At 49.7% G+C, this 23,160-nt stretch carries 20 protein-coding genes; 10 read left to right on the top strand and 10 right to left on the bottom strand.

What is annotated here, in order from left to right; translation table 11 throughout:
• Positions 1-485 precede the first annotated feature (485 nt).
• From AAGQ96_RS17865 to AAGQ96_RS17845, 5 genes are all read left to right on the top strand, one after another.
• A complete protein-coding gene (locus tag AAGQ96_RS17865) occupies positions 486-1,043 on the top strand; it encodes a fimbrial protein (RefSeq protein WP_342754213.1) in 558 nt (185 codons plus the stop codon).
• 53 nt (positions 1,044-1,096) lie between these two features.
• On the top strand, positions 1,097-1,795 hold the full coding sequence (locus AAGQ96_RS17860; protein ID WP_147199803.1) for a molecular chaperone: 699 nt from the start codon (positions 1,097-1,099) through the stop codon (positions 1,793-1,795).
• A gap of 13 nt (positions 1,796-1,808) precedes the next feature.
• Entirely contained in the window at positions 1,809-4,367 is a 2,559-nt protein-coding gene (locus AAGQ96_RS17855; protein ID WP_342754212.1) for a fimbria/pilus outer membrane usher protein, read from the top strand.
• A 4-nt stretch (positions 4,368-4,371) separates the two neighbouring features.
• The gene (locus tag AAGQ96_RS17850; protein ID WP_342754211.1) at positions 4,372-5,376 is read left to right on the top strand and encodes a fimbrial protein; all 1,005 of its coding nucleotides are present in this window, start codon (positions 4,372-4,374) and stop codon (positions 5,374-5,376) included.
• A gap of 202 nt (positions 5,377-5,578) precedes the next feature.
• Entirely contained in the window at positions 5,579-6,679 is a 1,101-nt protein-coding gene (locus AAGQ96_RS17845; RefSeq protein ID WP_342754210.1) for an NADH:flavin oxidoreductase/NADH oxidase, read from the top strand.
• Positions 6,680-6,720: 41 nt separating this feature from the next.
• On the opposite strand, the gene AAGQ96_RS17840 is transcribed toward AAGQ96_RS17845, so the two are convergent.
• The 7 genes from AAGQ96_RS17840 to AAGQ96_RS17810 form a co-directional block, all read right to left on the bottom strand.
• Entirely contained in the window at positions 6,721-7,371 is a 651-nt protein-coding gene (locus tag AAGQ96_RS17840; RefSeq protein ID WP_342754209.1) for a LuxR C-terminal-related transcriptional regulator, read from the bottom strand.
• Between the two features lie 57 nt (positions 7,372-7,428).
• A complete protein-coding gene (locus AAGQ96_RS17835) occupies positions 7,429-8,580 on the bottom strand; it encodes a fimbrial protein (protein WP_342754208.1) in 1,152 nt (383 codons plus the stop codon).
• 14 nt (positions 8,581-8,594) lie between these two features.
• Complete coding sequence (locus AAGQ96_RS17830; RefSeq protein WP_342754207.1) at positions 8,595-11,216, bottom strand: fimbria/pilus outer membrane usher protein; 2,622 nt, start codon at positions 11,214-11,216, stop codon at positions 8,595-8,597.
• 47 nt (positions 11,217-11,263) lie between these two features.
• On the bottom strand, positions 11,264-11,965 hold the full coding sequence (locus tag AAGQ96_RS17825; protein WP_342754206.1) for a fimbria/pilus periplasmic chaperone: 702 nt from the start codon (positions 11,963-11,965) through the stop codon (positions 11,264-11,266).
• 56 nt (positions 11,966-12,021) lie between these two features.
• Positions 12,022-12,591 (bottom strand): fimbrial protein, encoded by a 570-nt coding sequence (locus AAGQ96_RS17820; RefSeq protein ID WP_342754205.1) that lies wholly within the window; start codon positions 12,589-12,591, stop codon positions 12,022-12,024.
• A 97-nt stretch (positions 12,592-12,688) separates the two neighbouring features.
• Positions 12,689-13,096, bottom strand: a complete 408-nt coding sequence (locus AAGQ96_RS17815; protein WP_342754204.1) for a hypothetical protein — start codon at positions 13,094-13,096, stop codon at positions 12,689-12,691.
• A 598-nt stretch (positions 13,097-13,694) separates the two neighbouring features.
• On the bottom strand, positions 13,695-14,771 hold the full coding sequence (locus tag AAGQ96_RS17810; protein WP_147199793.1) for a tartrate dehydrogenase: 1,077 nt from the start codon (positions 14,769-14,771) through the stop codon (positions 13,695-13,697).
• Between the two features lie 83 nt (positions 14,772-14,854).
• On the opposite strand from AAGQ96_RS17810, the gene AAGQ96_RS17805 reads away from it, so the two are divergent.
• A complete protein-coding gene (locus AAGQ96_RS17805) occupies positions 14,855-15,793 on the top strand; it encodes a LysR family transcriptional regulator (protein ID WP_342754203.1) in 939 nt (312 codons plus the stop codon).
• 759 nt (positions 15,794-16,552) lie between these two features.
• On the opposite strand, the gene AAGQ96_RS17800 is transcribed toward AAGQ96_RS17805, so the two are convergent.
• Positions 16,553-16,900 (bottom strand): hypothetical protein, encoded by a 348-nt coding sequence (locus AAGQ96_RS17800; RefSeq protein ID WP_342754202.1) that lies wholly within the window; start codon positions 16,898-16,900, stop codon positions 16,553-16,555.
• 192 nt (positions 16,901-17,092) lie between these two features.
• On the opposite strand from AAGQ96_RS17800, the gene AAGQ96_RS17795 reads away from it, so the two are divergent.
• On the top strand, positions 17,093-18,127 hold the full coding sequence (locus AAGQ96_RS17795) for a Gfo/Idh/MocA family oxidoreductase (protein ID WP_342754201.1): 1,035 nt from the start codon (positions 17,093-17,095) through the stop codon (positions 18,125-18,127).
• A gap of 5 nt (positions 18,128-18,132) precedes the next feature.
• On the opposite strand, the gene AAGQ96_RS17790 is transcribed toward AAGQ96_RS17795, so the two are convergent.
• Positions 18,133-19,050 carry a DMT family transporter gene (locus tag AAGQ96_RS17790; protein ID WP_342754200.1) on the bottom strand — a complete coding sequence of 306 codons (918 nt, stop codon included), beginning with the start codon at positions 19,048-19,050 and terminating at the stop codon, positions 18,133-18,135.
• Between the two features lie 247 nt (positions 19,051-19,297).
• Here AAGQ96_RS17790 and AAGQ96_RS17785 point away from each other — a divergent pair, with 247 nt between their 5' ends.
• The 3 genes from AAGQ96_RS17785 to AAGQ96_RS17775 are packed head-to-tail and all read left to right on the top strand — an operon-like array spanning position 19,298 to position 21,861.
• Entirely contained in the window at positions 19,298-20,134 is an 837-nt protein-coding gene (locus AAGQ96_RS17785; RefSeq protein WP_174822368.1) for a transporter substrate-binding domain-containing protein, read from the top strand.
• A 3-nt stretch (positions 20,135-20,137) separates the two neighbouring features.
• Complete coding sequence (gene pxpB, locus AAGQ96_RS17780; protein WP_342754199.1) at positions 20,138-20,836, top strand: 5-oxoprolinase subunit PxpB; 699 nt, start codon at positions 20,138-20,140, stop codon at positions 20,834-20,836.
• Complete coding sequence (locus AAGQ96_RS17775; protein ID WP_342754198.1) at positions 20,833-21,861, top strand: biotin-dependent carboxyltransferase family protein; 1,029 nt, start codon at positions 20,833-20,835, stop codon at positions 21,859-21,861. Before pxpB ends, AAGQ96_RS17775 begins: the two co-directional genes overlap by 4 nt.
• A 68-nt stretch (positions 21,862-21,929) precedes the next feature.
• On the opposite strand, the gene AAGQ96_RS17770 is transcribed toward AAGQ96_RS17775, so the two are convergent.
• Positions 21,930-23,135, bottom strand: coding sequence for a pyridoxal phosphate-dependent aminotransferase (locus tag AAGQ96_RS17770; protein WP_342754197.1), 1,206 nt, complete (start codon positions 23,133-23,135; stop codon positions 21,930-21,932).
• Between the last annotated feature and the right edge of the window lie 25 nt (positions 23,136-23,160).

The raw sequence follows: 23,160 nt of genomic DNA, 5'->3' as shown, positions 1-23,160 counted from the left end.
AAGAAGATGTGACAAGGGTTATTTGTGCAAAAAACAGGCTAAAGGTGAAGGGGGAACGCTTAAGTCCACCTTTTCTTTTGCCGTTTAAGCGAGTTTTCGGGCAGTGGAAAAATAAGCATGATATTTCGTATTTTTTATGAATGATTTACTCAAATTATAAATAGGTTTCGCCGTGCGTTATATATTTTTCGCGCCTTGCGAAAGGTGACTTACGTTGTAATTATGTCGTGTTTGTTCTTTAAATGTATTTTATTGTGAAAGTGACGTTTACCATTGTTGCATATTTATTTTAAATAATATCTATTTTTGATGTCTATTTGCATCCCTGATATTAATTTATTTTCTGTCATAAATATATTTCCCTGAGGCGTTAATTTTCTTTTTGAATTTGACGCTTTAGGCTCAAAGTTGGTTCGTATTCTTATTGCAAGTTAAAAAATATCTTACTGTATTTTTGTAAATAAAATTTTAAAAGGATTCTGCTTATGTGGATAAAAAAAACATGGGTGTTGGCCATGGCCTTTACTGCCGCTGGAATTTCTCTGACCGCGCAGGCTGTCGATGACGGTACCGTACGTTTTACGGGCACTATCTCTGCTTCTGCCTGTTCAGTGAGCAGCGTAGCGGGATCAGGTGCAACGACCGGTACGGTTGGCTTTGGCTCCGTCAGCAGCGCTAACCTCTCTACTTTGGGCGCCACTACGCTGGCAAGACCCTTTACGATCGAACTAAACCATTGCGCAACCGGTAGCGCGCCTGCCATTACCTTCAACGGGACCGCAGTGACTGAGGCAAACTATACCAGCCTGTTTGCCACCCCAGTACCCGGCGTCGGTATCCGGCTTGAGGATGCCGGCCGCATCGGCACCTTTTACAACCCCGGCGTATCCCTGAGCAATACCGGTCTGGATGCTATTTCCTCTGAAAGCGTGACCAGCGGCACGGGGCGTTTTAATGCCTATCTGGTGGCTTATACCGCAGGAACGCCTGTCGGTGCGATTGATACCGATGTCACCTTTGTTATTGATTACGCCGAGTCGTAATTATTACTCTCTCGCCCTCCGGAGAGAGGGCAAAACTGTCAGGTAAATGGGCAATGAAATTCCCCGGTTTTACGGTTTTTGTATCGCTACTGGCCCTGCTGATGCCGGGCATCAGTCAGGCCGAAGGTTTGACGCTGGGCGCAACCCGCCTTATTTATGAAAGCGGTAAAAAAGAGAGCAGCGTTCCGCTTCGCAACGGGGCTGACAGCGTACCCTGGCTGGTGCAGTCCTGGGTTTCAGATTTTGAACGCAAAAATACTAACGTGCCGTTTATCACCACGCCGCCCTTATTCAAACTGGGACAACAGAGCACTAGTGCAATACGCGTAGTTTATGTCGGATCCGGTGAAAGCAAATTGCCTGACGATCGTGAGAGCGTATTTCTTCTTAACGTCCGTGCGGTGCCTGCCGTACAGAAAGAAGCCAACCCTTCGCGTCTGGTTATCGCCACTCAAAATATTATCAAGCTGATTTACCGGCCCGCAGGCTTAACGGCCCAGGGTGCCGGAGAAGCCGGGCAAAAACTGAAACTGGTGCCCGGGACAAACAGTATCAACGTTGTTAATCCAACCGCCTATGTCGTTACGCTAACGGGCATGAAGGTAAATGAACAGCCCGTGGAGCGACCCGGAACGCTGATGCCTTTCTCATCAAAGCAAATCAAGGTTCCCGCAGCACGGGTACGCCACGTCGCCTTCAGCACTATTAATGATTATGGCGGCATTACCTCAGTCAGAGATGAAAAGTTCTGATACCGGAAACCGTATGAAGTGCGACGCTCACACTCTGTTTCGCCAGTCTGATAAATTGTTGCGGGCAGGTTTACTGCCTGGCGGATTGTCAGTTGTCATGCTCGTTATTACGTTATCCGCTCAGGCTGAGCTCTATTTTAATGTCAATGCACTGCATCTGACTGCCGAGCAAAAATCCCAACTGGATCTTGATCTGCTCTCTCGTTTACACAGCCAGATGCCAGGCAAATATCGGGTAAAAATCAGTGTTAATCAGAATCTGGTGCTGGAAGAGACATTAAGTTTTATTAGCTGTAATGAACGGCTTTGCCCGATACTTAACGTTGGCCTACTTAAAAAACTGGGCGTAAAGGTCGATGCAATCGCCGCACTGGCAAAACTGCCTGACGATGCGGTCATAAATAATATCAGTGCTGTGATCCCGCAGGCTCACGATGATTTTAATTTTGATTTGCATACGCTTAAACTGAGTATTCCTCAGGCGGCATTAAATCATCAGCGAAGAGGGGATATTCCATCGCAACGGTGGGAAGAAGGGCTTCCGATGCTGTTCACCTCTTACAGTGTTTCCGGTAGCGAAATGAAAAATCGTTCCCGCTATGCTTCCCACTCAACAAGCTCGCGGTACCTTAATTTACGTAGCGGGGCGAACCTTGGCCCGTGGCGTTTACGTAATTACACGTATTATTCACAAAGCGGTGCCGGTAAAGCAGAGTGGAACAGTATGCAAACCTGGCTGGAAAGGGATATTCGGACTTTGCGTTCGCGCCTGGCCATGGGTGACATATCCAGCCAGGGAATGGCTTTTGACAGCGTAACTTTTCGGGGAATCGCCCTCGCATCACAGGATGAGATGCTGCCTTATAGTCAGCGAGGCTATGCGCCAGAAATTCACGGCGTGGCAATGACTAATGCCTCCGTTGAAGTGCGGCAAAATGATAATCTTCTGTACCAAACCCTGGTCCCACCGGGCGAATTTATTATTAAGGATCTTTACACGCTGGGTGGCTCGGGCGATCTGGTGATTACCGTCCGTGAAGAAGATGGCTCCGAGCGAACAACGGTTCAGGCCTACGCCACGCCGCCCATTTCTTTGCGCAAAGACCAGATAAAATACGCTTTCAACCTGGGCGAATATGGCAGCCGTAGCGCGGTAAAAGAGGGCGCGATAAACCAGAAGTTTATGCAATCGGAGATGATTTACGGCCTGCTGAACAACACTTCGCTTTATGGTGGCCTGATTGCGGGCGAACATTATTACTCTGTAATGACCGGGATCGGGCAGGGAATGGGAGAATTAGGTGCGGTGTCGCTGGACGTCACTCAGGCACAAACGCACTTCAGCCAGGGAGATAAAAAAAACGGACAATCCTGGCGTCTCAAATACAGTAAGCGGCTGGACAGTACCGATACTACGATTACGCTGGCAGGATATCGTTTCGCCACCGATGGTTATTACAATTTTAACGAAGCAAGCGACTACTATAACGATGCTCCGTATGCCTCTCGCTATTCGTTAAAGAATAAGGCTCAGCTGACGCTCAATCAAAATATTGGCGAGCTGGGTTCCCTATCCCTTTCCGCCTGGCAACAAGAATACTGGCACCAGAAAGGCGCAAAAATGCGCGCTTACACCAGTAGCTGGAACAAAAATTTCTCCGGCGTGACGGTATCATTGAGTCAGAGCCACAGTAAAAACAGGCATACGGATAAAGCGGATAACCTGTTTTCAGCCAGCTTCAGCCTGCCGCTGGGCCAGTGGCTCTCCCCTCAGGGCGATCGTTCTTTGCGGATGAGTAACCGTTTCTCTTCCTCCCAACAGGGAGGGGAATCTCTGGCGACAACCTTGTCGGGTTCGGCACTGAGTAATAACGCGCTCTCCTGGTCTGCAATGCAGGCGCGCAGTCAGAGGAAGAACAACGTCGATAACAGCACGGCACTGGCCGCCAGCTGGCAGGGCTCAGCATCGACGGTCAGTCTCGGTTATGCCAATTATTACGGTAAAAACGAAAGGGTAAACTGGGCGGCTCAAGGCGCAATTGTCGCGCATCCTTATGGCGTCACCCTCTCCCGCCAGCTGTCAGAGGGGAACAGCTATGCGCTGGTCCGCGCGCCAGGAGCCGCCGACGTACAGATTTTAAATCATGCCGGGGTAATGACCGATTTCAGGGGATACGCCATTATTCCTTCCCTCACCGCCTATCAGGAAAACGAGGTCAGCCTGGATACCGCCACGCTCGGCGACGAAACGGACTTGACGAATACTGAGCAGAAAAAGGTGCCAGCCCGGGAAGCCCTGGTGCTGATGAACTTCAACACTCGTCAGGGACATCGCGTTTTTCTGACAATTAACCATAAAGGTAAGCCGTTACCGTTGGGCGCATTAGTCAGTGCCGGTGAGGTAAGCGGTATCTCAAATGAACGGGGGCAGGTCTACCTGTCAGGCATGCCGGAAAACGTTATTTTAAAGGCCAGCCTGGCTGACGGTGAAATATGTACTGTACCGTTCAACGCGCAACGTGCGGATAAACAAAACGGCATCATGATGGCCGAACTTGAATGCGAGAAATAAAGCAATGCCCATCAAACTTATCGTACTCTTTTTTTTAATTGCCCCCTGGGCTGCCCGCGCCGAGATGAATTGCTCGTCTGATGAGACGGCCTATAATATCAATATTCCTAATATCATGGTTCCTGCTAATTCCCTGCCGGGACATATTCTTGCTATGGCACCGCACAGTGTTCATGTTACCTGCGCGGGTACAGGTAATTTTCAACAAGTTGCTGGCGTTGGAAATGGTGACTGGAGCAGTTCAGGTTTAACAGCGAATGTTGATGGCTTATCTTGTGCGGTGATCGATCAGGGAACCGCAATATCTGCGATGGGGTTAGGTATTGTCTGGACTAATTATAATTCTGCGAGCGGAACATGGGCATGTTTTTCTGGTGTTTTTAGTGGTAGTGCCACTGTTAGCCCACAACGAAGGGGGTTGCAATCCAACGGCACGACAACACTGACTGATAAGTTTTATATTGTCAGAACGAATACGGAACCCGGGTATGGTGAAACGGCATTAATAGACCAGTTAATTTATATTGATGAAGCCGATAGCGATCGCGTCAGCAGAGGCCATCTTTATCAAATTGGTTTTTCGGGCAGTATGTATATTGAGGCTGGAGGGTGTTCAGTTGACAGCGTTATTAACGTAAATATGGGCACCGTTTCCTCAGACAACTTTAGAAAACAGGGTGATACAGGACCCAACGTCCCCTTCAATTTAACGTTAAAAAACTGTTTTGGTAGCGCAGCAACGGCGTTGGTTTCGCTTGAACCCACCTATGACTATGCTGATGAAGCTAACGGCGTGATAGCATTAAGCTCTGAGACAGGCTCGGCCCAGGGGATAGGAATACAGTTATTGATGAATGGTATGAAGCCGGATCCCGGCGGCAATAACAAATATCCTTTACAGCCGGGTACCACAAATATCCCTTTTGTTGCCCGTTACTTTCAATATCTTAGCGACATCAAATCCGGTAATGCCGATTCGAGCGTGCTTTTCTATATCACTTATGAATAGCTTATCAGTCAGAAGGTTATCAGGTAAAACGGCCGGCTATTCACTATCGCCGCAGGCATCCGGCAAGCTGTTTTTCTGGCAGCGGAGGAAAGCAAGATAGCCAGATGCGATAACCTTTATCGCATTAACGGCTAACCGTTCCTCGAAGATTCGTGCCAATAATCCCGCGTTATTCTGCTGTTAACCTACCAATGAGGTTGTTATGTCCGGACTTTTTTCTCCTTTTACATTGAAAGATGTAACGTTACGTAATCGTATCGCCGTACCGCCAATGTGCCAGTACATGGCCGAGGATGGGGTGAGCAATGACTGGCACCGCGTGCATTACAACAGCCTGGCGCGCGGTGGCGCGGGTCTGGTGATTGTGGAAGCGACCGCTGTGGCACCAGAAGGCCGTATCACCCCGGGCTGCCTGGGAATTTGGAATGATGAGCAGGCTGAAAAACTGGCCGTTATCGCGCGTGAAATTAAAGCAGCAGGGGCGGTCCCAGGCATTCAGATCGCTCACGCCGGACGCAAAGCCAGCGCTAACCGTCCATGGGAAGGCGACGACCATATTGCCAGTAGCGATCCTCGTCACTGGGAAACGCTTGCGCCTTCTGCAACGGCTTTTGGTGCGAACCTGCCGCAGGTGCCGCATGAAATGACGCTGGAAGAGATCGCCCGCGTTCGTCATGATTTTGCCGTAGCGGCTAAACGCGCGCGTGACGCAGGCTTTGAATGGCTGGAGCTGCATTTTGCGCATGGTTATCTGGCGCAAAGCTTTTTTTCTGTTCACGCGAACCAGCGTCAGGATCAGTATGGCGGCAGCCTCGAAGGTCGCAGCCGTTTTCTGCTGGAAACGCTGGCCGCCGTGCGTGAAGCGTGGCCACAAAATCTGCCGCTAACCGCCCGTTTCGGCGTAATCGAATATGATGGCCGTGATGAGGAAACCGTTCAGGAATCGATCTGGCTGACGAAGAAATTCCGTGAAGGAGGCCTGGATCTGCTTAGCGTCAGCGTTGGTTTCTCTACACCAGACGCTAACATCCCATGGGGACCGGCTTTCCTTGCGCCGATTGCTGAACGTGTCCGTCGTGAAGCAGACATTCCGGTGGCTTCTGCCTGGGGCATTGACTCTCCGCCTATTGCCAACGAAACAATTGAAAAAGGTCAGCTGGACGTGGTGATGGTCGGCAAAGCACACCTCGCCAATCCTAACTGGTCATATCAGGCCGCGCTGGCGCTGAAGAAAGAGAAAGCGTCGTGGGTACTGCCTGCACCTTATGCGCACTGGCTGGATCGTTACCGCGTAAGCGAATAAAACAATTCTGGAGCAGGAGGGCTGAACTCCTGTTCCAGATTTTAATGACAATCTGAAAAATGCCTGAAAACAAACGGCGTGGCAGCAGCAGGTAAGCGGTCCTGCATGCTGAAATTGTTGTTAATGGCGCCTGAAAAAAGGTTTAAAATTTCCTTGTAGCACACCAGCGACATATCATTCATATGCATCATGCCTAGTTTGCGCACGGCATTTTGTTTATGTGAGCTGACCGTTTTAACAGAAATATTTAATTTTTTAGAAATTAAAATAACGGATTTCCCAGAGGAGAGCTCTTTCAGTATCAGCATTTCTTTAAACGATAACTGGCTACAGCGTAAAATTTTATTGTTAACGGGCCCTCTCAGTAAGGGGATGAATTTTTTGAATCCGCTTTTCTTCGATATCAACCAGTAAGGGTAAAAGCCTTTTTTTTCAAACTGTAGAGGGAGATCAATGATAAAGGCTATATTTACGCCGAAGTAACCCAGGCTTTTAGCCATGCCCAGCCTCGAATGACAGCCGGTAAAGTTAACATCGATAATCACCGTATCTTTGGCTGTTAATTTTTCGCGCTGAAAAATAGCTGACCAATCTTGATAATTATAGATTTTTAAAGGGATACCATTGGTTCTCAAAAAATGCGCCAGCCCTGCGGTAAAGTAAATGTCATCAGAAATAACATAAATACACATAATTCCCTCTGTGTGAGTTTTTTACTGCCTGATTAAGATGCGTTCATAGGCTTTTTCTCAATAATAATTAATGGTGAAAGTCACTGTTGCATCGGCTCTTCCGGCAGTGACTTCGGATTCTGTCTGTATATATCGGGCAATTAAGGGAAAAGTCCGGCGAGTTAAGGCATCGTCAGCGACCGTGTAATTATTGCCTGAAGAAAAGTTAACAAATTCAGGCGCGGTATCCGTTTCGCTGCCATAGGCAAGCTGAATACCTACCCCCGTAGCGGCATCCGTGCCGGTTTTCAGGCTTAGAATACCGTTTGTGCTGTCAATGACGGACGTATTCGGTGCCAGGGTTAAATTCAACACATTGTTCGTTATGGTCCCGGTTCCGCTGGTGCCATCATCAGAATTAAACGTATTTCTTCCGTCATTCAGGGTGCCATAAAAGCGCGGGCAATCGGTTAATATAACGGATGCATCTTTCCATTCGGTATAGCTACCGACTTTAGTAAAGGTGCGCGGTATTTCATAAGGGCCCATTTCCACCACGACATCTGGGGTTGTACAGGTTCGGGAAACAATGTTTATGGCGCCCGAAAAAGAGAGGCTGCCAAGGTAAAGCGGAGAGATGTTCTGAGCCTCAAAATTATATACGACCGTAGGAAGCTGGAGACCGCTAACGGTTCCGGGAGTAATTACACCGGTTTTGATGAGCACAACATCAAACTCAAACCCGCCCTGAGCTACCCAACTCGCGGAATCAGTGGTTTTCTCTTCTTGCCACGCCTGATAGGTAAAAGGGACGGTATATCTGTCTACTGCCCGGTTATAAGTATATATCGCAATACCGACTCCCGGGACGCCAGTCTCATAAACTTTCCCTCCAAAGGGAGAGCCTGACCAGTCTGAAATCCCATTGGGAATGATACTGTAGCTCCAGCTTATCGTCGGTTGATAGCTGGTGCTGTTCCCCGTACAGTTAATTGTTGTTGCACGGGACGGCTTAAAATACTGGCGATATATTATCGTGCCGTTGCTAACGTCCGGCCCGACGGTAAGATTAAGACTTTGTAAGGGCATCGTAAAATCCATTACGCCATTACCCTCACTCAGGCTACAACTGAAGGCGGAAGCCTGGGGAGAATAGACCAGGGCCAGACTCAACGCAGCCAGCCCAATGGCCGTTATCCCGAATTTTTGTAAAACGTTTAATTGCATCATTCTCACTATCCGTATTAGCTGTTGACGTCACTGTCAGGGGCGTTCGAACTGGCAAGCTGCTTTGAACCCGAACTTTTATTGGGGCTTTCACAGGTGCTGTTAAAGCGCTGCAACGCGGTATATTTTGCATTTTTAGCGCGTGGCATCAGGATATAGCTCAGGGTACATTGCATCTCTGGCCCGGAACCCCATTTCACATGTAATCGGCCTTTTTCATCCTGAACGCGAGCATAAATCTGGCCGCCCTGGCCTACAGTGCCTACGTGGTTACCTTTGCTATCGATAACCTCTGCGCCAAACGCGACGGGAACATGGTTATAAGTGGCGTTAATCAGCAGCGCTGTTCCTTGGCGGGTGCCATAAGATAACTTCACTACCGCTCCTGAATAAGGCGCAACTTTCTGTGAGGTATTTTCCAGCTCGACTTCAGGAGGGATCCCTTTAGGGTCAAGAACGATCTCATTGAGCTTGTAAGGATTTAAATAAGGTACGGCGGCATAGCCTGCACGATCGACATAAACGCCGGGATAGGATGAAACTTTTGCCCCATAAGCGCCTTTCGCTTCCACAAGCGCAAAGGTATCGGAGGTATAGGGCGTCAGTGTTATCCCGCCAGTATGGCCGATTACGGTGCCGCTTATTCCGGCTGAAGTGCTGTGGTAGCCGGAACCCTGACTGTAGTTTGCGTTCAGCCAGGCGATTGAGCTACGCCAGGACCCATTAACCGAGCCACTGGTACCGCTACCCTGGTTAGCATTGGTTGCGCTCACGCCATAGCTGTATTGATTTTCTTCTCCGGCATTGCCATTTAGCGTTGCTTGTTCAGCATAGCGTCCACGGGTGTTATGACTCAGGTCGACCCGGAGCTGCGGGACGTGAGTCATTCCACTGTTGCCCAGCGGCAGGCTAAAGTTGAGCAAATAATTGTTTTGTGTCTGACCGTAGAGAGAATAGCTGCGGTTAACACTGAGTCCCCATGTCAGCCTTTTATACGTGGTATTGTAACCAAGCTGATATTGCTTACTGTCACCGCCCTGATTCCAGTAATTCTGTAGTGAACTGCTGAGGTAAATTTGCCCCCAGTTATCGGGTAATCCCTGGCTGGCAGTCACAATAAAGCGGTTTTTCGCACGCCAGATGGACTCCGTCGACAATCCGTCATTAACTGCTTCACGCGTCTGCATTGCGGTGAGTAAATCCATATAACCACTGGTGGAAAAACGGTAGGCGGCCAGTGAAATAGTGCTGCTGGTAGCAGAAACGGTTTTACTGTAACTAACCTGATAACTCTGGCCGCTCATGGCGTTGTCTGCGTGGCTGTCGCTGCTTCCTAAATGGGTTCTGGCTTGCGTCACATCCAGTGCAAATGCGCCGACATTCGTTCCTAACGCCGTGCCCAGCTGGACAGCGTAGTAATTTTGACTGGCCTGCACGCCGCCGTAACCGGTCAGGGAATTGGTCAGGCCGCGTTGCCATGTCGCCTGATAAAGAGCGGGATCCTCACGCAAGCTGGTACTGCGCAGTTTGCCGGCCGTCATGGAATAACGATTATTACCCGGTCGCAAAAGCTGTGTAACGGCAGCGTATGGAACCTGAAACGTCTGTTCAGAACCGTCCGCTTCCCGTACGGTTACATCAAGATTGCCGCCATAGCCCGTTGGATAAAGATCGTTAATTAAAAATTCACCTGGTGTAACGGTGGTTTCGTAAATGATCTGATCGCTTTGCCGTATGGTGACGCGAGCATTGGAGCGCGCAATGCCACGAATTTGTGGAGCATAGCCGCGGAGCGAGTCCGGCAGCATTCTTTCATCACTGGCCAACTGTACACCGGTAAAAGGGACGGTATCGAACAATAAACCCTGCGTATTTGCCTGGCCAATCAGCGCACGACCACGCACGGAAGGTATGTCCCGTTGCAGATAAGTATTGGTGGTGTTGTACTTTTTTGTCCCGTCCTGTATCCAGTTATAATTACCGTTATGCCTTAAATACCATGCGCCCAAATTGAGGCCGGCCGTTAAGCTGGCGTAGAAAGATTTATAGTCGGCACCGTTGCTCTCGCTACTGTAGACATTGGTGGTGTATCCAAGCAGTAAGGCGGGAACGCCGCTGTCCCACATCTCCTGGCTGACTGAACCCCTGGCTGTTCTTAACATATAGATTTGTGGAACAGTAATATTCAGACGTTGCTCATTACTGTCATAAAATACCACTGCATCTTTCAGCGCATTTTGCAGGTTAGGGCAGCTTTTATCTTCTTTAGTCAGAAAGTCAGAGGGCAACTTTTCATAGTCAAAGGCGATGTTTTTTAAAATTTCCTGGTTTATGCAGGGGACAATAGTGTTATTAGCGGCAGATTTAATTTCCAGATTATAGTTACCAATCATCCGATCGTTGACATAAATATCTGTCCGATAAACCCCGGGAAAGACCGACGCACCATTAGCAAACCGGCTAAGGTCAATACTATTCCCTTCTCCGATATTCAGAAATGATGAATCGAATTCGACATTTTTAGCCACTTCCTGAGGTGAAGAAGGAACCGGGGGGGCGGCATAGGTGGGTAATATCGCAAAAATGATAATCAGCGGCGCTACTTTCCATTGAGTTACCTGCGGCAAGGTGGTTTCCATAAAAGTCCTTTTACAAAAACGTAGCTGGTGATATTTATCTGGTGTATCTACATAATTCTGGCTGTGAACTTCGCTATAGCACCATAATCATTAACAAATTCACCCGTTATTTCGTCTCCTTTCACACTGGCAAGGCTAAAAGATTCTGAAGAAAAAGGGGCAACCATTTTTCCTTCAACCTTTTTGCTCTTCACTGAAAGAGTGACAAAGGAAACGTAATATGGCCCTGAGTTAGTGGCAATAAGCTGTTTTCCCTCTGTCTTCCATTTAAAAGTATTGACGGCAGAATTTGCATTGCCAGCAAGGTTAACGGGCCGGTAAAAAAATTTTATGCGCGATCGGAACGCCATTTGTAAATAATTTTCATTTTTTAACTTCGGGTCTTTAGCAGGAATTTCCAGAATATTAAGCCAGAAAATTGATTCGCGATCTGTCGGTAACGCTTCTCCTGTTTGGCTGATACGTAACGTTTGGCCTTTCCCCGCTTCAACCCGGTTAATCGGTGGCGTTAAAACGAACGGAACATGAATTGTCTCAGGTTTGGCTTTACTGTCACCGCTATCAACCCAGCTTTGTACCAAAACCGGTTTTTTGCCAACGTTCGACAACTTGACGCTGACTTCTCTGGCATCTGATGGATAAATAACCCGTGTTCCGCTGATTACCACGCTTGCCGAAACGGTAGCAGCAGCAAACATCACTATAGCGAAGCAGGAAAACGTTAAAGAAAAGCGGCCATATTTGTTCATGCAGACCTTCTTTAAAAAAAGAAAAGGCAGAGAGAAATTCTCTCTGCCAGATAAACTTACTTGTACTGAATAGAGTAAACGACGTTACTGCCTACAAGGCCCGCAGTCGTTGCACCCGTTGCATAGTAACGTACGGAATAAGGCAGAACGGCTGAACCTGTAGCAATACTGACGTAGCTGTTGGCATCAACCTGGCTGTCATTACCGGCAACAATGACATCCCCAGTCGTACCATTAAGCAGCTCCAGACTTACGTTAGTCGCCGCAGTTGTGGCTGGAGTATCATCTGTTGCAGCCGTGTCAGTTGCCGTATTTTTTAAACGACCGTCGGTATCCACTGTCAGGCCATTTTCAAAGAAAGCTGAAGCGGTAGTCAGCGTTCCTGCGCAGTTAGTCAGTGCCATATTAAAGCTGGTCTCACCCGCCGTACTGCCTGCTGTAGCCAGCTGGTTGATACCTAAGGTGGGTAGCTGAATAGTGGCGTCTGCTGCCTGATTATCCACGACAACATCACAGGTAGTGGCGGTTAACTCACCGTTAAAGGTGATCGTACCCGTTGATGCAGCCTGAGCGTTCATGCCTGCAAAAGCAGCCAGAACAGATGCAGTAATAAGCAACTTTTTCATGAAATATCCTTATTCTTTATTTGATAAAAATAAATCCATTTTAACGCTATGGATCTATAGCCTGTTCCCATAAAGGGCGTATTTGTAGAGGTAGAAACTACAAATTCTGTGCATCGAAATAGTAAATGGGCGTAACGCTATGAGGATTGATTCTGAAACCCATTGTATTTCCTTTTTCAACGCGTTTAATGAAATCTTCTGATATACCAATAACAATAAGTTTATTTTTAAGGTCTTTCATCACTTGCCAAAGCCGCTGTGATGAGGAGCTTAAACCATGTTTATCCCAAACGTTTGTTAAAATCTCTTCGTTTTCTATCACCGCGTTATTGGCATTTTCCAGAAGATAGATAAAAAGCCGCATCATTGTCTTTCTTAAAATAAGCCTGTTTGGTTTCTTTTCTGAAATAAGAGATTTGATATTTATCAGGCTGTTGTAGGAAATGTTAACCTGAATATCTGACTCTATTAAGTAGCCAAAAACTTTCGCTTGCTGAATATCCATATCTCTCGCCTCTGTTAAAACTTCACGACGATTATGAAAAAGCGGTATGGCACCAGCACTTCCTGATTAAGTCCTATGTTACCTTTTTCATTAAATCTCCCTCAATATACAATTGTTACTGGTTGCATAACAGGGTCATGACGTGATTTGCAGATATAAAATCTGATTTTATAACTAAGAGTAAAATTATATATTATTATTGTCTTTGTTGATGGCTTATCTAACTTCTTGTATGCTCTGTTTTATCATCAAGATAAAAACATATATATTTCCTTGTTTGTAGTGTTTAATATCGTGTCTGGTTTTGGTTTTTTGTATTTTGCTTACACGGTTCTAATCAATTATTAACGAGAAAGAAACTAAGTTGATGACATTAACAGGCCTTCAATTAAAATATGCAAAGTGATGAGCGTTTTGAGCATTAGTTTTCGCAATTCAACTTTGTACTGCCTCCTTTTTTGATAAAAAAAGGAATATAGCCAGGATAATTCTGACTGAGCATAATTCCTGTCATTTTACCTGGCTTCATGAATTTTATGTTTTTTTAATAAGAATAGTCTTATATTCTTACAGGAACTTTATTCCCTGTGTTTCTCTATTACAATGCAGCAGCAACAGCAGCCCCCAGGTCGTGAGTAGTGCCGGTTCCTCCCATATCGGGAGTCAGCAGGCTGCTGTTTCCGGCGGCCAGCACGGTTTCAATTGCCTTAACGATCGCTTCGCTTGCCGCTGCATGGCCCAGATGCTCCAGCATCATGGCACCACACCAAATCTGCCCAACAGGATTGGCAATCCCTTTTCCGGCAATATCAGGTGCGGAACCGTGAACCGGTTCAAAGAGGCTGGGGAAAGTCCGTTCCGGATTGATATTTGCGGAGGGTGCAATACCAATAGTGCCGGTGCAGGCCGGGCCTAAGTCAGAAAGGATATCGCCAAATAAATTGCTGGCGACGACCACGTCAAATCTGTCCGGGTGTAGCACAAAATGGGCGCTCAAAATATCAATGTGATATTTATCTACGCGCAGGTCAGGATAGCCGCTGCTCATTGCCGCCACGCGACTGTCCCACCAGGGCATGGTGATAGCGATGCCGTTAGATTTGGTGGCGGACGTCAGGTGTTTTGCCGGGCGCTTCTGGGCCAGTTCAAAGGCGAATTTAAGCACGCGATCCACCCCCGTCCGGGTCATCACCGTCTCCTGAATCACAATTTCCCGTTCCGTATCGGGAAACATCGTGCCGCCCACGCTGGAGTACTCACCTTCGGTATTTTCACGAACCACATAGAAATCAATGTCACCTGGTTTACGATCGGCCAGCGGCGCTTTCACCCCAGCCAGCAAACGAACGGGACGCAGATTAACGTACTGATCGAACTGGCGGCGGAATTGCAGCAGCGATCCCCAGAGTGAAACATGATCCGGAACGATCTCCGGCCAGCCTACCGCCCCAAAGTAGATCGCATCAAAAGCTTTCAGCGTAGCGAACCAGTCATCGGGCAGCATTTTGCCATGCTGGAGCCAGTAATCCGCGCTGGCAAAATCAAACCAAACCCATTCAATATTTATGTTGAAACGGCGGGCAGCGGCGTTCATCACCTTCACGCCTTCGGGCATCACTTCTTTACCGATCCCATCGCCGGGGATCACGGCAATTTTGTATGTTGCGACAGCCATAACTTTTCTCCTGAATAAAGGGGGTTTTCTCCCTGAGTCTATTTCAGCATTATGGTTAAATAATTAGCCTGAGATTTAATCCAATGTTGAATAAAAGTAAAGAATGGAGCACCAGCAGTGACGACCTGCATTTTTTTATGCGTGTTGCCGCGCTTTCAAGCCTGACTGAGGTTGCCAGAGAGCTGGGATTAAGCCTGCCTGCCGTCAGTAAAAGGCTCGCCAGTTTGGAAAATAAACTTGGCGTTCAGTTAGTTAAAAGGACTACACGGCGCCTTGAATTGACGCAGGAGGGAGCGCTTTATGCCGCCGGAGCACGGCCGATTTTAGATCAGCTGGCAGAGCTTGAGGATACGGTCAGTCGCCAGAGCGAGGTACTGCGCGGCAGTTTGCAAATCAACGCCTCATTTGGTTTTGGGCGACGGCATATTGCTCCGCTGATCTCTGCGTTTGCCAGACTGCATCCTGCTCTGAACATCGGCCTGCAGCTCACCAGTCAGCCTTTAAACTGGCCGGAATCTGGCATTGATATTGATATACGCGTTGGGGATGTGCCCGATTCACGGCTGATTGCCCGACGTATCGCGCCAAATTTTCGGGTTGTTTGCGCTTCGCCTGACTATCTTGAACGCCACGGCGTACCGGAAAGGGTGGAAGATTTGGCCGCGCATAACTGCATCGTGTTACGGCAGCATGAGTCAGATTATGCCATATGGCGGTTTAGCAGCGAAGGGCGTGAGATCGCTCAAAAAGTGCAGGGCAGTTTAACGACCAATGACGGAGAAGTCGCGATGCGCCTGGCGCTTGATGGCCATGGCCTGATCCTGCGTTCATGGTGGGATGCTCATGAGGCCATTGGCAATGGCAAACTGAAGCAGGTCCTGACGCGCTATCAGGCACCGTCAGCGGATATTTATGCTGTTTACGCGCACAACAGACAGATTCCCCGTCGGATAAGATGCTTTGTGGATTATCTGAGTCATCACCTTGCAGCAAACGCTTTAATGCTGCATCAGGAACGGTAAACATGAGAAGCAGGTTGGCGTCTGACGTCATCATGATGTAACTGGCAACAGTAGTAGCAGGCTTTTACCTGCTTACCAAAACGCACTTTAGCGATGGTTAAAGCCTGAAGAGGGGCATAAAAACTGCCTATAAATACCCGTTTATTCTTTTCCGGCATCTTTCGGCATCCCCGCCGGTGCACCAGGTGAAAATCGGTGTGCTCGGTTTGCTTCGTAACGTAATAATAATCTGCCTGCATAAGATTGCGCCCACCGTAAAAGAGACATAGTTAACCCCTCCTGACTTTAAAAAAAGGGCGAGACTCCAGTATAAGGGCATTATTAACCATGAAAATAACTTACAGATTAAACCTGGTCAGTGATGTTAAGCGCTAATTATCAGTAGGTTCCGTTTTTTTTGTTAATACAATGTTATTGCAAAAAGAAAAGTATTTATGTGTTTCTTTTTTTTAAAACGGTTACACGTTTTTACGGCGTGAGTCTGAAAAAGTCTGGTCTTAATTATGTTGAAGCCACAGGGTGGTTTCATTATTTTTTTCTGCTAAGTGAGTATGTCATGGCACGCTTTTGTCAGGTTTAACTCTTTTCATCTCGCTAAAGACATTTAGTGCCAGCAAAAGGAATTATTTATTCATGTTATAGAAATAATTAGAGAATAGTATACGACGGCGGAAGACTATTTTTCATCAGGAAATAATGAAAATTTATTAACCTAATTCATGAAATGAGTGTTGGCATGGCTCCACCGCCGTCAGGCAATTAACTGCCTGAATTCTGAGGCATCATCACCGGCAGGCAGCTATCGATACTCTTTTTGGCCTGCCGCTGCTCTGTTTCTGACAAATGTTGATAATGTCTGATAGCCGCTTGCGCTGAAGCCGGGTCGAACTCAACTTTATCCACGGCGTAAGAGGCATTTTCATTGATGATCACGGTGCGCAATTTTTCCGTAAAATCCGCGGTAGACGCAGGCGCTGCCATATCGTTAAGCACAACGCAGGCGGCAGCAAAATAGTGCGGATCCTGCTTATGAGGCTTAAAAAAAAGATATATTGCGTAGACGATAGTCATCACGGCGATAAGGATCAAGATGTTTTTGCGGTTCATGCTCAACTTCTTTCAAAAAAAATGAAGCGGCGAGCTTACCGCCTCATTTGAGGGTTTTCCATCATTGCCGCCGCAAAACGCACTTATCGCTCTGCCTGAAGCCACACTATTCTCATCCTTTGACGCTCTGGCCCGTCATTATCGGCGCGGTTAGATTCACAGCACAGATGCTGAACAGCAAAAGGAGTCCGAATGTTTCCCTCCGCATTACCTGTCCCGAGAAATCCTGAGCCACAAGCCGTTCCCGTTCTGCGCTGGGGAATTATCGGTCCTGGCTGGATAGCCGCGCATTTCGCTAAAGCGTTAAAAGAAAACAGCGCGCAAAAACTGGTGGCGGTTGCCGGACGCAACGCCGGGAAGACCCGCGCCTTCGCGGATAAATGGGCGATCCCGCATACCTTCAGCAGTGCTGATGAGATGCTGGCGATGAATGCGCTGGACGTGGTGTATATCGCCACGCCACACAATCATCACTTCCCGGATGGGCGGCAAGCGTTGCGGGCGGGTAAGCATGTGCTGATTGAAAAGCCGCTGGCATTAAATGCGCAGGAGGGCGCAGAGCTTCAGGCTGAAGCGCAGCGGCGGGGAGTACTTTGTATGGAGGCGATGTGGTGTGATTTTACGCCGAAATATGATGTGCTGCGTCAGCTGCTGGCTGATGGCGCGTTAGGCGATCTGCACACGCTGATTGCCGATCATGGTGAGTTCTTCACGCCGGATCACCGTATTTTTAACGCCGATTTAGCTGGCGGGCCGATGCTGGATCTGGGCAGTTATCTGTTGGCGTTCAGCGTGATGGTGGGAGGCGGGGCGCCTGCGCATATTACCGCTTGCGGCCAGCCAGCAGAAGGCGGCGTCAACGGGCAGGCATCCATGCTGTTACAGCACCCGAGCGGCATGCATTCAGTGCTGCATACTACGCTGTTCAGCAACACGCCGGGCCGAGCGGTTATTGCCGGGCGCGACGCCAGCATCGTGCTTGACGGACAATTCTATGCGCCGGGCGGCTTCGTTTTGACCTCAAGCCAGGGCAATAAGTCGCTGCGTTGGGAAGAACCGCAAAATCGTTATGCGCAGCTCAGTTATGAGGCTGAACATTTTGCCTGGTGCGTAGGACAGGGCTTACAGACATCGCCTGTTCGTTCACTGCAAACGTCCTTGCAGACGCTCTCCACTATGGATGAGGTGCGCAGGCAACTGGGCATCGTATTTAATGAGGAGCGCTGAACGGCTTAGTTCACCGTGCGGATGACGCTAAGTTTCCACTTCCGTTGTTCACTCCACACGGTAAATATGCCTGCCAGCGCAACGATTGACGCGCCGGTCAGGGTGGAGACGGTCGGCAAGCTGTTCAGAAAGAGATAACCAATCAGCATCGACCAGACCAGCGAGGTGTAGTCAAAGGGCGCAAGGAGTGAAGCATCAGCATAGCGCAGGCTGAGCGTGATCAGGATTTGCGCCATACCGCCAAAAAATCCGCAGCCGACCAGCAGCAACAATTGCAACGGGCTGGGCCGCGTCCAGCCAAAAACAACGGTGGCCATGCCGATAAGCATGGTCATTAACGAAAAGTAGAAGACGATCGCGCCCGGTTTTTCAATACCGTTTAAAAAACGGATTTGCACCGATGAGACGGCGGTACAGAGTGCGGCGAGCAGCGCCAGCATCACGCCCAGACCGGCAGTAAGATCGATGTGTCCGGCAAATAATGAATTGTTTTCGCTCAAATGCGCAGAAAGCATTACCAGAATGCCTGAGAAGCCTGCTATTACCGCCAGCCAGCGGGAAAAACGCACGTTTTCTTTCAGCAGCAGCGCCGCCAGAATGACCGTAAATAACGGTGCGGCATAGCTGATGGCTGTCGCATCGGCTAAGGAAATATAAACCAGCGCCATATAGTTAAAATACATGCCGCCCGTGCCGGAAAATCCGCGAATTAAATGGCCAAAAATATTTTTCGTTTTGAGCTGGCTGGCAATGTTGCCCTGACATTTAAGCCAGACAAGCAGCGGAAAGAGGGCGATAAAAGAACGGAAAAAAATCACCTCGCCGGTAGGGATGGCGCCATCCAGCCCTTTCACACATGCCAGCATTAAGGTGGCACACAGCGCCGCCCCGATTTTTAACGCTATGCCCACTCTGGAATTCATTGTTCACTCCGCCAGTCCTGCCTGCCTCAACGCTGCTCACCATAAAAGACCGGAGACGACGGGGGATAACATCATTTTGCTCTGTACGGATAGCATTTACTTATAGCCATCAGGGAGAGTGTCATACAAATTGCATATTGCCATACAGGGTTTACCTCTTATACAGCGCCTGCAAGGCTCTCTATAGTCGGAAACTGAACAGCGGCAGCGATCTGCTGTAACTGACAACGATAACGGGGAATTCTTGATGAAGAAAATGGTGTCCTGCTCATTACTGGCGCTGCCGATGCTGATGGCCTTCTCACCGGCAAAAGCAGATCTTCTGGGTGATATTCAGGCGCGTGGACAGCTGAACTGCGCGGTCTACTCCGACGTCCCGCCTTTTTCCTCTCCCGATCCTAAAACTCGTCAGCTGGCAGGTATGGACGTTGATTTGTGCGATGCGTTAGCGAAACAGATGGGTGTAAAAGCCAATCTGATGCCAACGTCCATCGAAGCGCGTATCGCCGTTATTGCTACCGGCCGTGCAGACGTGCTGATCGCCAACCTTGCGTACACCAAAACCCGTGGCAAACAGATTCAGTTCAGCGATCCTTACTACGTAGCCAAAGAGATGCTGGTAGTGAAACAGCCCAACGTGGACAAGACGCGGGCAGATTTTAAAGGAAAACGGCTGAGTGCGACTAAAGGCACGACATCAGAACAGTCGATCTATCTGGCAGGCGCAAAAGCCATTACCTTCCAGGACGCGGCTTCTGCTTTCCTCGCACTGGAGCAAAACAAGGCAGTCGGCTTCGTGACCAATACCATGACGGCGACAAAAATGATTTCACAGGCGGGAAAAGATGGCATCGCGTTGGGAATGATTAAGGAGCCGATGGCGCTGGAACCGATTGGCGTTGGAATGAAAAAGGATGAGCCGGCCCTGCTGGAGAAAGTGAACAGCAGCCTGAAAGCGATGGATGACGACGGCAGTATCGACAAAATCTGGAACAAGTGGATTGGGCCGGCGACGGAATACAAAATGGTCAGGGAAGAGAAAGTACAGTCGTTAGCCAGCCTCAAGTTTCAGCCTCTGGAATAAACGATGACGATGCTGCTGCATGAGAAACGACCTGCCGCAGGTGGACTGGACGGTCAGGCCAAAATATCCACCATCGGCAGTCGCGCCTGGCTGATTGAAGCGCCGGGAGCGTTTGATTTACCCGCCCAGCGACGGATCTGGTCGCTGGCCGCCTCGCTACAGGATGATAAAGCGGTCGAATCGCTTATCCCTGGCGTAACCAATCTCCTCATTATTTTTCGACAAACTCCTGCCGATTACGACGGCACGCTAATCAAGCTTAAAAAGCTGTGGGAACAGGCCAGAGCGGTACATCCCGTTGGCAAAATCATTGAAATTCCGGTTGTGTATGGCGGCGAACACGCCAGCGATCTGCTTACCGTTTGCCAGCATACCGGCCTGTCTGCTCAGGAAGTGATCCGCCGGCACGCTCAGGGAAATTACACGGTTTTTGCACTGGGCAGCGCGCCCGGATTTGGCTACCTGCACGGGCTGGATGCTTCCCTCGCCACGCCAAGAAAAAAAGTGCCTTCTCTGCATATGCTGAAGGGCACCGTTACCATTGGCGGTGCGCAGACGGGCGTCTCTGCGCTGACCGGCCCCAACGGCTGGAATGCGATTGGTTTTGCTGAACTTAACGTATTCGATCCCGACGCGCATCCGCCTGCGCTGATGGCGCCGGGCGACAGCATTCGTTTTTTGCCTGTGAGGATTGAGCTGTGATTGAAATTATCAAATCCGCCGCGCTAAATACCGTACAGGATACCGGCCGCAGCGGCTTCCGGCATATGGGCGTTTCAGTAAGCGGCGCGATGGATCCGCTTGCGCTACGCGCGGGAAATATCCTGCTGGGGAATGATGAAAACGCCGCCTGTCTGGAGATTCAGATCTTCCCTTTCAGCGTACGCTTTCTGACGGATACCAGTATTGCGATTACCGGAGCGGACTGCCGCGCCCGGCTGGATGATAGGGATCTTCCTCCGTGGTGGGGCTGCTCAGTCAAAAAAGGCCAGCAGCTCACGCTGCAGTTTCCCCGCGGTGGTGCGCGCAGTTACCTTTGTGTGGCTGGCGGTATTGACGTACCGCAGGTCATGGGATCGCGCAGTACTGCGTTGCGCGGCAGTTTCGGCGGTTATAAGGGGCGCGCGCTGGAAACAGGCGACAGGCTGCCCGTTGGCCTGTCATCGGCAGCGGCTTTACCCGCAGCGGGGATCGGCATTGAGCCACCAACGGTGGCGATGGCGCACGCTTTTCCCGTCAGTAGCGACGGCGTGGTGCAGCTACGGGCCATACCGGCCGGGGAGTATGCACTGTTTGCAGCCGATCATGCCCGTTTCTGGCAGCAGCGCTGGCAGGTTTCCCGCCAGAGCAATCGTACGGGCTATCGCTTAAGCGGCGAACCGATTTTCCCTGCCGAAACCATTGAAATGCGCTCTTACGGGCTGGTGCCCGGCATTGTACAGGTGCCGCCCGCAGGCGAGCCGATTATTCAGTTAAGCGATGCCAATACGGCAGGCGGCTACCCAAAAATCGCGGGAGTGATTGAAGAGGATTTATGGCGTCTCGGCCAGATCCAACCCGGCCAGTGGTTGCAGCTGGTAAAAAGCGAGGCAGGTGAGGCTATTGTTGTGGCAAAAGAAATAGAGCGCTGGCTGACCAAAGTGCGGCAAAGTTGTAGCGCGTTAAGCGGTTGTGCAGTTAAAGGGATAAGCATGACAGCTTGCCGCTCCCCTTTAACCGCGTGCTGATAAACCTGAATCCGTCCTCTCCCGAGCTCGGCACCGTCAGGTGCCGAATCATCACATGCTTCTACGTTCTAATCCCGCATCCCCTGGCAAAAAGCCGCGATACGGTTACAACCTTCCTGCAATATATCGAGACTTGTCGCGTACGACAGGCGGAAGAAAGGACTCATACCGTAAGCCGCCCCCTGAACGGTGACTACCTGTTGCTCCTCCAGTAGCGCCATGACAAAGTCCGTATCGTTACCGATCTTCCGACCGCCCGCGGTTGTTTTACCGGTAAACGCGGCGATATTCACGAAGAGGTAGAAAGCACCTTGTGGCCTGTGGCAGAGCAGGCCATCCACCGAGGTCAGACGCTCAAGAACATAATCACGGCGCTGGCGATAAATAGCGGCCCGCTCTTTTAAAAGTTCCTGCGGACCGTCCAGTACCGCTACGGCTGCCGCCTGCGTTAGCGTCGAGATGCCGCCGCTGTTCTGGGTATTCACATTACTCATCGCTTTGATCAGCGGCTCCGGGCCACCACAAAACCCCAGCCGCCAGCCGGTCATGGCCCAGGCTTTGGAGATGCCATTTACCGTCAGCACGCGATCCAGCAAACGAGGTTCAACCTCTGCCAGCGTATAAAACGTCGCATCGTCGTAGATCAGATGTTCGTAAATATCGTCAGTCATAATCCAGATATCCGGGTGATGCAGCATCAGCTCCGCTATCGCCAGCAGCTCTGCGCGGGTAGCGACCGCACCGGTCGGGTTGCCCGGATAATTCAGCAGCAGCCACTTAGTGCGTGGCGTAATGGCCGCTTGCAGATCGTCCGGCCGGGGCTTGAAGCCATTTTCCTGTAAGCAGGCAACCGGAACCGGCACGCCGCCGGCGAATTTGACGATGTCGGCATAGCTGATCCAGGAAGGTGAGGGAATAATGACCTCATCACCCGCATTAATCGTTGCCATCATTGCGTTGAAAATAATCTGTTTGGCACCGCCAGCCGTCAGGATCTGGCTGAGCGGATAATCCAGATGATTGTCCCGCCTGAATTTCCGTTGAATTGCCGCCCGCAAGGCTGGCGTGCCGTCAACGGGCGGATAGCGCGTGTCGCCCGCCAGCGCTGCCGCATGGGCCGCCGCGATAGCATGGTCGGGCGTGGGGAAATCCGGTTCGCCGGTGGAAAGCGTGACGACGTGCACGCCTTCGGCACTCAGTTCTCGGGCTTTCTGGGTCATGGCTACGGAAGCAGAAATGGCGACGTTCGTTAAGCGATTGGCAATATCAGGCATGGTGCGGAGATCCCAGATTCAGGGT

It is taken from the genome of Pantoea sp. MBD-2R (genome assembly GCF_039134845.1).
Classification (GTDB): Bacteria; Pseudomonadota; Gammaproteobacteria; order Enterobacterales; family Enterobacteriaceae; genus Erwinia.
This window is presented reverse-complemented; position numbering and strand designations above follow the sequence as displayed.

What these genes read in the sequence shown, in the direction of transcription:
- AAGQ96_RS17860 (WP_147199803.1), top strand. Translation starts at nt 1,097, where the DNA reads ATGAAATTCCCCGGTTTTACGGTTTTTGTATCGCTACTGGCCCTGCTG.
- AAGQ96_RS17790 (WP_342754200.1), bottom strand. Translation starts at nt 19,050, where the DNA reads ATGAATTCCAGAGTGGGCATAGCGTTAAAAATCGGGGCGGCGCTGTGT.
- AAGQ96_RS17795 (WP_342754201.1), top strand. Translation starts at nt 17,093, where the DNA reads ATGTTTCCCTCCGCATTACCTGTCCCGAGAAATCCTGAGCCACAAGCC.
- AAGQ96_RS17815 (WP_342754204.1), bottom strand. Translation starts at nt 13,096, where the DNA reads ATGGATATTCAGCAAGCGAAAGTTTTTGGCTACTTAATAGAGTCAGAT.
- AAGQ96_RS17825 (WP_342754206.1), bottom strand. Translation starts at nt 11,965, where the DNA reads ATGAACAAATATGGCCGCTTTTCTTTAACGTTTTCCTGCTTCGCTATA.
- AAGQ96_RS17805 (WP_342754203.1), top strand. Translation starts at nt 14,855, where the DNA reads ATGTTGAATAAAAGTAAAGAATGGAGCACCAGCAGTGACGACCTGCAT.
- AAGQ96_RS17800 (WP_342754202.1), bottom strand. Translation starts at nt 16,900, where the DNA reads ATGAACCGCAAAAACATCTTGATCCTTATCGCCGTGATGACTATCGTC.
- AAGQ96_RS17785 (WP_174822368.1), top strand. Translation starts at nt 19,298, where the DNA reads ATGAAGAAAATGGTGTCCTGCTCATTACTGGCGCTGCCGATGCTGATG.
- AAGQ96_RS17840 (WP_342754209.1), bottom strand. Translation starts at nt 7,371, where the DNA reads ATGTGTATTTATGTTATTTCTGATGACATTTACTTTACCGCAGGGCTG.
- AAGQ96_RS17770 (WP_342754197.1), bottom strand. Translation starts at nt 23,135, where the DNA reads ATGCCTGATATTGCCAATCGCTTAACGAACGTCGCCATTTCTGCTTCC.
- AAGQ96_RS17855 (WP_342754212.1), top strand. Translation starts at nt 1,809, where the DNA reads ATGAAGTGCGACGCTCACACTCTGTTTCGCCAGTCTGATAAATTGTTG.
- AAGQ96_RS17865 (WP_342754213.1), top strand. Translation starts at nt 486, where the DNA reads ATGTGGATAAAAAAAACATGGGTGTTGGCCATGGCCTTTACTGCCGCT.
- AAGQ96_RS17835 (WP_342754208.1), bottom strand. Translation starts at nt 8,580, where the DNA reads ATGATGCAATTAAACGTTTTACAAAAATTCGGGATAACGGCCATTGGG.
- AAGQ96_RS17845 (WP_342754210.1), top strand. Translation starts at nt 5,579, where the DNA reads ATGTCCGGACTTTTTTCTCCTTTTACATTGAAAGATGTAACGTTACGT.
- AAGQ96_RS17830 (WP_342754207.1), bottom strand. Translation starts at nt 11,216, where the DNA reads ATGGAAACCACCTTGCCGCAGGTAACTCAATGGAAAGTAGCGCCGCTG.
- AAGQ96_RS17820 (WP_342754205.1), bottom strand. Translation starts at nt 12,591, where the DNA reads ATGAAAAAGTTGCTTATTACTGCATCTGTTCTGGCTGCTTTTGCAGGC.
- pxpB (WP_342754199.1), top strand. Translation starts at nt 20,138, where the DNA reads ATGACGATGCTGCTGCATGAGAAACGACCTGCCGCAGGTGGACTGGAC.
- AAGQ96_RS17810 (WP_147199793.1), bottom strand. Translation starts at nt 14,771, where the DNA reads ATGGCTGTCGCAACATACAAAATTGCCGTGATCCCCGGCGATGGGATC.
- AAGQ96_RS17850 (WP_342754211.1), top strand. Translation starts at nt 4,372, where the DNA reads ATGCCCATCAAACTTATCGTACTCTTTTTTTTAATTGCCCCCTGGGCT.